The sequence below is a fragment of the Ottowia beijingensis genome (assembly GCF_042680925.1).
GTDB classification, from domain to species: Bacteria; Pseudomonadota; Gammaproteobacteria; order Burkholderiales; family Burkholderiaceae_C; genus Ottowia; species Ottowia beijingensis.
On record NZ_JBHUEP010000001.1, the window covers coordinates 417,710 to 426,897 of the forward strand.

8 protein-coding genes are annotated in these 9,188 nt (G+C 69.4%); 3 read left to right on the top strand and 5 right to left on the bottom strand.

Annotated elements, in window-relative coordinates; translation table 11 throughout:
• Positions 1–21: 21 nt before the first annotated feature.
• The 3 genes from ACFSCU_RS01965 to gap all read right to left on the bottom strand — a co-directional run bounded on the left by ACFSCU_RS01965 (position 22) and on the right by gap (position 4,303).
• Positions 22–1,032: a L,D-transpeptidase family protein gene (locus tag ACFSCU_RS01965; RefSeq protein ID WP_180550270.1), complete on the bottom strand. Its 1,011-nt coding sequence runs from the start codon at positions 1,030–1,032 to the stop codon at positions 22–24.
• 353 nt (positions 1,033–1,385) lie between these two features.
• On the bottom strand, positions 1,386–3,239 hold the full coding sequence (locus ACFSCU_RS01970) for a S8 family peptidase (RefSeq protein ID WP_180550269.1): 1,854 nt from the start codon (positions 3,237–3,239) through the stop codon (positions 1,386–1,388).
• Between the two features lie 62 nt (positions 3,240–3,301).
• Positions 3,302–4,303 (bottom strand): type I glyceraldehyde-3-phosphate dehydrogenase, encoded by a 1,002-nt coding sequence (gene gap, locus ACFSCU_RS01975; protein ID WP_180550268.1) that lies wholly within the window; start codon positions 4,301–4,303, stop codon positions 3,302–3,304.
• A 24-nt stretch (positions 4,304–4,327) separates the two neighbouring features.
• On the opposite strand from gap, the gene ACFSCU_RS01980 reads away from it, so the two are divergent.
• Together ACFSCU_RS01980 and ACFSCU_RS01985 are read left to right on the top strand one after the other, a co-directional pair.
• Complete coding sequence (locus tag ACFSCU_RS01980) at positions 4,328–4,792, top strand: putative toxin-antitoxin system toxin component, PIN family (protein WP_377559738.1); 465 nt, start codon at positions 4,328–4,330, stop codon at positions 4,790–4,792.
• Between the two features lie 28 nt (positions 4,793–4,820).
• Positions 4,821–5,048: a pilus assembly protein HicB gene (locus ACFSCU_RS01985; RefSeq protein ID WP_257645705.1), complete on the top strand. Its 228-nt coding sequence runs from the start codon at positions 4,821–4,823 to the stop codon at positions 5,046–5,048.
• Between the two features lie 24 nt (positions 5,049–5,072).
• Here ACFSCU_RS01985 and ACFSCU_RS01990 read toward each other — a convergent pair whose 3' ends face one another.
• Positions 5,073–7,220 (bottom strand): transketolase family protein, encoded by a 2,148-nt coding sequence (locus ACFSCU_RS01990; RefSeq protein WP_180550267.1) that lies wholly within the window; start codon positions 7,218–7,220, stop codon positions 5,073–5,075.
• A gap of 179 nt (positions 7,221–7,399) precedes the next feature.
• Between ACFSCU_RS01990 and ACFSCU_RS01995 the strand changes: the two genes are divergently transcribed.
• On the top strand, positions 7,400–8,206 hold the full coding sequence (locus ACFSCU_RS01995; protein ID WP_180550266.1) for a nucleotidyltransferase family protein: 807 nt from the start codon (positions 7,400–7,402) through the stop codon (positions 8,204–8,206).
• A gap of 6 nt (positions 8,207–8,212) precedes the next feature.
• On the opposite strand, the gene ACFSCU_RS02000 is transcribed toward ACFSCU_RS01995, so the two are convergent.
• On the bottom strand, positions 8,213–9,082 hold the full coding sequence (locus ACFSCU_RS02000; RefSeq protein WP_333706441.1) for a phosphate/phosphite/phosphonate ABC transporter substrate-binding protein: 870 nt from the start codon (positions 9,080–9,082) through the stop codon (positions 8,213–8,215).
• Positions 9,083–9,188: the final 106 nt, after the last annotated feature.

Sequence of the window (9,188 nt, forward strand, 5' to 3'; positions counted from 1 at the left end):
TCCGCGTGATGGCCGCCGCGCTCAGGGCCGCACGTCGACCTTGGCGCCCACCTTGACGACCTTGGCCAGGCGCTCGGCGTCCCAGTTGGTCAGGTGGATGCAGCCGTTGGTTTCGGAATGGCCCACCTTGGCCGGCTCGGGCGTGCCGTGAATGCCCCAGTGCGGCTTGGTCAGGCCCAGCCAGATGGTGCCCACGGGGTTGTTGGGGCCGCCGGCGATCTCGACCTTGGCGGCATCCTTCGGTGCATTCTTCAGGATCGCCGGGTTGTAGGTGAAGCTGGGCATGTCGACCGCGTTCTTGATCGCCATCTGGCCGATCGGCAGCGGGTCGTTCATCTCGTTGCCGATGCTGATGGGAAAGCCCGCCGCGGGCTTGCCGTCGCTGTCCAGCACGAACAGCACGCGTTCGCCCTTGTCGATCTCGATGCTCTGCGACGCGCGCGTGGGCGCCTTGCTGTCCAGCACGTTGGGCACCACGATCTCGGTGCCGGCGGCCAGCGCCTTGCCGCCGTTCAGGCGCTTCAGATAGGCGGGGTTGACGTGAAAGCGCTCGGCAATGGCCTCGTCCAGCGACTCGTACACCAGCGCCTTGAGCTTGGCGCGCTCGGCCATGTCGGCGGGCGTTTTCTCGAATGGGCCGGCGGCGTCTTTCTCGGTGATGGTGTAGCGCGTCAGCAGCGGCTCGGCGCTGGCCTCGCGCAGCGACTGCCAGGTGGCGGCGTCGACGCTGCCGGTCTCCTTCAGGCTGTTCGACCGCTGGTAGGCGCGGACCATGCGCTGCATGTTGCGGCCGAAGGCGCCGTCGATCTCGCCGGGCGAGAACCAGGCGCGGTCGAGCAGGACCTGCGCGCGGGTCACGGCGGCGCCGCGGCTGCCCATCCTGAGCGCGGGCGTGTCGGTGGCGGCGTTGAAGGCGTCGAAGTCGAGCGTGTCGGCGGCCGCCTGCGCGGCGCCCTGGCGGGCCCAGGCGGGCAGGGCGGTGAAGGCGCTGGCGCCCAGGCCGGCGATGAGAAAGCGGCGGGTGACGGTCATGGTCGGTGACTGCAAGGGTGGCAACATGGCCTGCAGTGTGGGCCGCGCCGCGCCGGCCGACTGTAGGAAGGCGCCCGCTCTGCCTGGCGGCGACGGGCGCGGCCTGGCGCCTTGATGGCGCGCTGTGGCCAGTCGCGCGCTGCACCCGGCGGCGGTTCGCCCCGGCTGGCGCATTCACCACCCAGTGGCGTGGAGGTCAGTCTTTGGCGGGGGAGTATGTAACTTTGTCGCCCGTCCGGCGGGCGCTGGCGGTCGGCATGGTGGGGAGTATATGGGGTGCAGCGCACCCGGGCTGCATTCGACCAGAGCATTCATGCCGATGGCGCGCGCTGGCGCCCGAGGGCGCCCGGCCCTCAGGCCGCCCCGGCGCGCCGGCGCCGCGCCCAGGCGCCCAGTGCCAGCGCCCACAGACCCAGGCCCCACAGCAGGCCGGTGCTGCCGCCGCCATCGTCGTCGTCATGCCAGTCGCCGCCACCGCTGCGCGTGGTGACGGTGACGTAGTTGTCGGCCGAGCGGCCGGCCGAGTCGGTGACCAGCAGGCGAAACACCCAGTCGTCGCGCGCGCCGGCCGGCAGGGTGACGGCCAGCGTCGGCCCGTTGGTGGCGCCCAGCGTGGCCGGCGGGCCGGAGACCTGGCTCCACTGGTACGCGGTGATGCTGGCGCCGCCCACGGCCGCGCTGCCGCGCCCGTCCAGCGTGAGGCTGCTGCCCGGCGCCACAGTACCCACCGGCGCGATGACCACGGCCGGGCTGTAGGCCAGCTGCAGCGCGCCTTCGGCGTCCAGCAGGCCGGGGCCGCAGGTTTCGCGCGTGCAGTTGCAGGCGCTGTTGGTGGGGGCGCTGACGTTGCAGGTGGGGTAGCCGGGGCTGCTGGGGAACGCGCGCGCGCCAGCCTGGATGCGCGACACCAGTTCGGACGGCGTCAGCGCCGGGTTCACCGACAGCATCAGCGAGGCCACGCCCGCCGCCAGTGGCGACGCGAAGCTGGTGCCGTCCTTGCTGTCGTAGCTGTGTTCGGCCGGGCCGCGCGTGCCGGTGTTGGCGGTGGAATACAGCCTGGGCCCCACGTCGCGCCCGCCCGGGCCGCCGGGCGCCATGATGCCGACGTTGCGGCCGTAGTTGGAGTAGTAGGTCTTCAGCCCGTCCTGCCGCACCGCGCCCACGGCCAGCACGCCGGCGCAGTCGGCCGGGCGGGTGAGCGGGCCGTTCTCGTTGCCCGCGGCCACCACCACCAGGCTGCCCACGGCGCCGGCGTCGTCGATGGCGTACTGGTACGCCGGCGTGCAGGCCGTGCTGCCGCCGAAGCTGACGTTGATCACCTTGGCCGGGTTCGGGTTGGTGGGCACGCCGCTCACCGGCAGGCCGGCGGCCCAGCGGATGCCGTCCACCACGTCGGACAGCCAGGCGCCGCACTTGCCCGACACGCGCACCGGCAGAATCTTCGCGCCCCAGCTGACGCCGGCCACGCCGACGCCGTTGTTGGTCAGCGCGGCGATCTGGCCGGCGATGAAGGTGCCGTGCCAGCTGCTGTCTTCGGCCGGGCAGCCGGGGTAGCGCGCGGAATTGGCTTCGGTGTCGCTGATCCAGTCGCCCGGGTCCGAGGCATCGGCGTCGCGGCCGTCGCCGTCGTTGCTGGTGTCCAGATCGCTGATCAGGTCGTAGCCGGGCAGCAGCTTGCCCTGCAGGTCGGGGTGGCCGGGAACCGTGCCGGTGTCGACCACCGCCACCACCTGGCTGGGGCTGCCGGTGCTGCGGTCCCAGGCGGGCGGCAGGTTGAGGGCGCCCGCACCGCCATCGGCCGGGCGGCGCAGATGCCATTGCGTGCCGTTGGCGTAGTAGGGGTCGTTGGGCTCGGCCTGGCGCTTCAGGCGCACGTCGGGCTCGACGCTGGCCACCAGCGGGTTCAGGCGCACGCGGCGCTCGGCGGCCTGCAGCGCGGCGCCGGTCAGCGGTTGCGCAAAGTGCAGCAGGTGCGCGCGCGAACCCACCGGCATGGGTGCCTGCGCGCCCGGCAGGCCGGCGTCGGTGGCCACCGTCTTCAGGCGCTCACGCGCCGCCTGCGGCGTTTCGCGGCTGCCGTCGGCGGGGGCCTTCAGCGTGACGATCAGGCCGCGTGCCACCGGGGCATCGCCCGGCGCGGCATGGGCAGCCGTGGCCAGCAGCGCGGCCGACAGCCACAGGACAGAGGTGCAATGAAAACGGCTCATGCCAGCTTTCTAGCATGAGCCGTGCGGCCGGTAAATCCGGCCGGAGCGAAAAGCGCCGGGCTTTACTTCTTGGTGACCACGCGCACCATGTCGAGGCAGCGGTTGGAGTAGCCCCACTCGTTGTCGTACCAGCTCACCAGCTTGACGAAAGTGCTGTCGAGCGCGATGCCGGCATCGACGTCGAAGATCGAGCTGCGCGCATCGCCGCGGAAGTCGGTGGCCACCACCTTGTCCTCGGTGTAGCCCAGGATGCCCTTCATCTTGCCCTCGCTCTGCGCCTTCATCTCGGCGCAGATTTCAGCGTAGGTGGCGGGCTTTTCGAGTTCGACCGTCAGGTCGACCACCGACACGTCGGACGTCGGCACGCGGAAAGACATGCCCGTCAGCTTGCCCTTCAGATCGGGCAGCACCACGCCGACGGCCTTGGCAGCGCCGGTGGACGAGGGGATGATGTTCTCCAGAATGCCGCGGCCGCCGCGCCAGTCCTTATTGCTGGGGCCGTCCACGGTTTTCTGCGTGGCGGTCGCGGCGTGCACGGTGGTCATCAGCCCGCGCTTGATGCCCCATTTGTCGTGCAGCACCTTGGCCAGCGGCGCCAGGCAGTTGGTGGTGCAGCTGGCGTTGCTGATGATCGGCTCGCCCGCGTACTTGGCGCAGTTCACGCCGTGCACGAACATGGGCGTGTCGTCCTTCGACGGGGCCGACATGATGACCTTCTTGGCGCCGGCGTCGATGTGCTTCTGCGCGGTTTCCTTGGTCAGGAACAGGCCGGTGGATTCGATCACCACCTCGGCGCCGACCTCGCCCCACTTCAGGTTGGCCGGGTCCTTCTCGGCCGTCAGGCGGATCTTCTTGCCGTTGACCACCAGCGTGTTGCCGTCCACCTTCACGTCGCCCTTGAAGCGACCGTGCACGCTGTCGTAGGTCAGCATGTAGGCCAGGTAGTCGGGCTCCAGCAGGTCGTTGATGCCCACGACCTCGATGTCCGAATAGTTCTGCACCGCCGCGCGGAACACCATGCGCCCGATGCGGCCGAAGCCGTTGATGCCGATCTTGATGGTCATTGCTTTCTCCTGAAGTTAATTGATATGATAGGCGATATGAATTCGGGGGCGCTGTGGCGTGTGGTGCTGGACACCAATGTTTGGGTGGCCGCAGCGCGCAGCGCCGACGGATCGGCCGCTGCCGTGGTGCAGGCCCTTTGGAAGCAGCGCTATCGTCTGCTGCTGTCGGTTCCGCTGGCGTTGGAGTATGAGGCGGTGTTGAAACGACCGGAGCATCTGGGTGCGCGCCCCCCGGCGCAGATCGATGCGCTGGTGAACCGCCTGTGTCAACTGGCCGCGCCCGTGGAGCGACATACGCGGTGGCGCCCCCAATTGCAGGACCCCGCCGATGAGATGGTGCTGGAAACCGCGCTCAATGGCGCCGCTCACGCGCTGGTCACTTTCAACGTGCGCGACTTCCAAGCTGCGGCGATGCGCTTTCGGTTGCGGATCTGCACCCCCCTGGAGTTCTTGCACATACTTGACCGACAGGAGAATCAGCATGGCTAACTATGCGCTTCGTGTACCTGAATCATTGATGGAATACGCCCGCCAGGTGGCGCAGGAAGAAGGCGTGTCGATGAACCAGTTCTTCGTCACGGCCATCGCGGAGAAAGTCTCGGCCCTCAAGACCGAGGCCTTCTTTCGTGAGCGTGCCGCGCGGGCCAGCGAATATCCGGGCGATGCGCTCGCCGACTGGCTCGCCGCCAGCCCCCACGTTCCGCCCATGCCCGGCGACGAACTGCCGCCCGGATATTCCGACTGAGTGCGGGTGCCGCGCATGACGGCCCTAGCGGCCCAGCACCGCGCGCACAGTGTCGGCCACGTTCTCCGGCGTGAAGCCGAAGAACTCGAACAGCTTGCCCGCCGGCGCTGATTCGCCGTAGCGGTCGATGCCGACCACGGCGGCGCAACCGTATTTCCACCAGCCGTCGGTCACGCCCATCTCGACCGCGATGCGCGGCAGGCCAGCCGGCAGCACCGATTGCTTGTATTGGACGCTCTGGCGGTCGAAGGCGCTGGTGCTGGGCATGGAGACCACACGCACGGCGATCTTTTGCGCGGCCAGCAGCGCCTGCGCCTTCAGCGCCAGCTGCACCTCGGAACCGGAGGCGATGATGACGGCGCGCGTCTTGCCGTGCAGACGGAGGTCGGCGGGTTCGCTCAGCACATAGGCGCCGCGGCTGATCTCGCCCAAATCGCGCTTCGGTGCATAGGGCAGGTTCTGGCGGCTCAGCAGCAGGGCGGTGGGCCGGTCCTTGTTCTCCAGCGCCACGGCCCAGGCGATGGCCGTTTCGGCCGTGTCGGCGGGGCGCCAGACGTCCAGGCCCGGGATCAGGCGCAGGCTGGCGGCGTGCTCGATAGACTGGTGCGTGGGGCCGTCTTCGCCCAGGCCGATCGAGTCGTGCGTGAACACGTGCACCACGCGCTGCTTCATCAGCGCTGCCATGCGGATGGCGTTGCGGCTGTAGTCGCTGAAGGTGAGGAAGGTGCCGCCGTAGGGGATGTAGCCGCCGTGCAGTGCGATGCCGTTCATGACGGCGGCCATGCCGAATTCGCGCACGCCGTAGTTGATGTGGAAGCGCGCGCCGATGGCCGGCGCAGCGGCCTTCAGGTCCACTTCGGGCAGCGGGGCGGGCGCGCTGGTGGTGGCCTCATCTTCCTTGCCGACGCCGTTGTTGGCGCGTTCCAGTTGCGTCTCGCGTTCCGGCTTGGCCTCGGGCAGCACCACGCTGCCATCGTCATGGAAGCGCAGCGGCGTGGTGAACGAGGTGTTGGTCAGGTTCGAGCCGGTCAGGTCGGCGCTGCCGCCGATCAGCTCGGGCAGCGCGGCGGTGAAGGCTTCCAGCGCGATCTGGCTGGCCTTGCGGCTGGCCACGTTTTCGGCCTTCTTGTGCGCCTCGACCGCGGCGTCGACGGCGACCTGGGCGAAGTTCTTCGGCAGTTCGCCCGCCATGCGGCGTTTGAAATCGGCCGCCAGGCGCGGGTGGGCGGCGGCGTAGGCGGCAAAGCGCTCGTCCCACTTCTGCTCGGCACGGGCACCGGCGTCCTTGGCATCCCACGCGGCGTAGACCTTGGCGGGGATCTCGAATGGGCCGTGCTCCCAGCCGATGGTCTGGCGCGTCAGCGCGATCTCGGTGGCGCCCAGCGGCTCGCCGTGCGCCTTGGCGGTGTCCTGCCGGTTGGGGCTGCCCTTGCCGATGTGTGTGCGGCAGATGATGAGCGTGGGGCGGTCGGCGCTTTGCCTGGCCTCGCCGATGGCGCGGTCCACGGCGTCCACGTCGTGGCCGTCGATCGGGCCGATCACGTTCCACTGGTAGGCCTCGAAGCGCTCGGCCGTGTTGTCGACGAACCAGGGCGCCACCTTGCCGTCGATGCTGATGCCGTTGTCGTCGTACAGGGCGATCAATTTGTTCAGCTTCCACGCGCCGGCCAGCGCGCAGGCTTCGTGGCTGATGCCTTCCATCAGGCAGCCGTCGCCGATGAAGGCGTAGGTGTGGTGATCGACGATGGCGTGGCGGGGCCGGTTGAACTCGGCCGCCAGCAGCTTCTCGGCCAGCGCCATGCCCACGGCGTTGGCAATGCCCTGGCCGAGCGGGCCGGTGGTGGTTTCCACGCCGGGCGTCAGGCCGTGCTCGGGGTGGCCGGGCGTCTTGCTGTGCAGCTGGCGGAAGTCTTTCAGCTCCTGCAGCGGCAGGTCGTAACCCGTCAGGTGCAGCAGCGCATAGATCAGCATCGACGCGTGGCCGTTCGACAGCACGAAGCGGTCGCGGTCGGCCCACAGCGGGTTGGCCGGGTTGTGCTTGAGGTGCCGGCCCCACAGTGCGACGGCCATGTCGGCCATGCCCATGGGTGCGCCGGGGTGGCCTGAGTTGGCTTGCTGGACGGCGTCCATGGCGAGGGCACGGATGGCGTTGGCCAGGAGAGAGGTGTTCATGGGCGCGCGGGGGCAGGGCAGCTGGGGAACCCCCGATTCTATCGGCCGCACCAGCGCGGCCGGACCCGGCCGGTCGCAACGCCAGCGGTTGCACCCGCATCCGCTAAAGTGCGGCGAATGCCTGATCCGCTGATCGCCCCAGCCTGTGACGACACCGCGGCGCGCGCGGCACCCAAAGCATGAGGCTGCCCGCCGCCCCGGCTGTGCCCGTGCACCCGCGCGCGCTGATCCTGGCCGCCGGCCGGGGCGAGCGCATGCGGCCGCTGACCGACCACACGCCCAAGCCGCTGCTGGTGGTGCGCGGCAAGCCGCTGCTGCAGCGCTGGGTGGAGACGCTGCGCGCCGGCGGCGTGGAGCAGATCGTCGTCAACACCGCCTGGCTGGGCGAGCAGATTGAGAGCCATTTTGGCCTTCAGCGCCCGCCAGATGGGCGCGAGCAGCTATTGAATCAGGAGTATTCGCCGGCTGCCAGCCCGCTTCGCTTCTCGTGCGAAGGCCGCGACTTCGGCTATGCGCTGGAGACGGCGGGTGGCATCGCCCGCGCGCTGCCGCTGCTGGCGGCGCGGGCCGACGACATCTTCTGGGTGGTGGCGGGCGACATCTTCGCGCCCGAATTTGTTTGCGCGCCCGCGGCGGTCGAGCGCTTTGCCGCCAGCAGCCGGCTGGCGCACCTGTGGCTGGTGCCCAACCCGGCGCACAAGCCGGAGGGCGACTTCGCCATCGGCGACGGTGGCCTGGCGCTGAACGAGGCCGCGCCGGGTGGCGTGCGCCACACCTTCAGCACCATCGCGCTGTACCGCCGCGCGCTGTTCGAGCCGCCCTGGTGCGACATCCTGCCCGGCAATCCGCAAGGCACGGCCGCGCCGCTGGCGCCCCTGCTGCGCCAAGCCATCGCGGCGGGGCGGGTCAGTGCCGAGTTGTACGAGGGCGCGTGGACGGACGTCGGCACGCCCGAGCGCCTGGCGGCGCTCAACGGCGGGGCGTGACGGCGCTCAGTTGGCCTTCTTGTCGCCCAGCCACTCCAGCAGCTCGAGCAGGCGCTGCTGCGAGTTGGTGTCGAAACCCTTGAGGCCGATGGCCGCCAGCGCCTTGGCGCCCTGCTCGGTCTTCGACAGCGCCACCAGCTCCGCGCCCAGTTCACGCACCTTGTCGGCCGGAATCCTGGCACCGGCGATGAGCGGCAGGTACGGCTGCGGGCGGCTCTTGTGCAGCACGCGCAGGCCTTCCTTCTGCAGCCGGCCGGCCACGCCCGAATACGAGGCGATGCCGCCGATGTGCGACAGGTTGTTCTTGAGCGCGAACGGGATCGCGCCCTGCTCGCGCACGAAGGTCACCTCGCCCGGCGTCAGCGGCAGGCCTTGGTCGCGCAGCTCGGCCAGGCAGAACTTGGTCATGTAGGCGATCTGCTCGGGCAGGATGAAGCGCTTGCCCTTCATCTCGTCCAGCGTCTTGAAGGGGCTGTCTTCCTTCACCACCAGCAGGCAGTGGCCATCCGGCTGGGTGGTGGTGACCACGTTGTAGCCGTAGTCGCGCAGGCCGCGGGCGGGGTAGTCGCTGGGGCGAGCGATGACGAGGTCGAAGCGCGCGTTCTTCATGCCGTCTTCCAGCATGCGGAAGTCGCGCACGTAGCGCACGGTGATCTTCTGGCCCAGCACGCGCTCCATCACCTCCACCACGGGCCGGTACTTGGTGGCCATCTGCTCGTCGGTGACGGCCGAGCCGCCACCCGACGTGCCTTCGCTGACCGCGAACAGCAAGGGCGCTGTCGGCTGCGCCGTCGCAGCAACACCCCAGGCGAGCGCAGCCAGCGTGAGCGCCAGGCGGGCGGCTTGTCGAACCATGGTCGAGAGGGGGTGCTTCACGCGTTTCTCCAGTGCGGGCAAGATGTAAAAATATTTAACAAGGGTCTTAGGAAGCAAACCTCTCTACCAAGTGAGCTAACTTCCTATCGTGATTCAGAAAAACAGG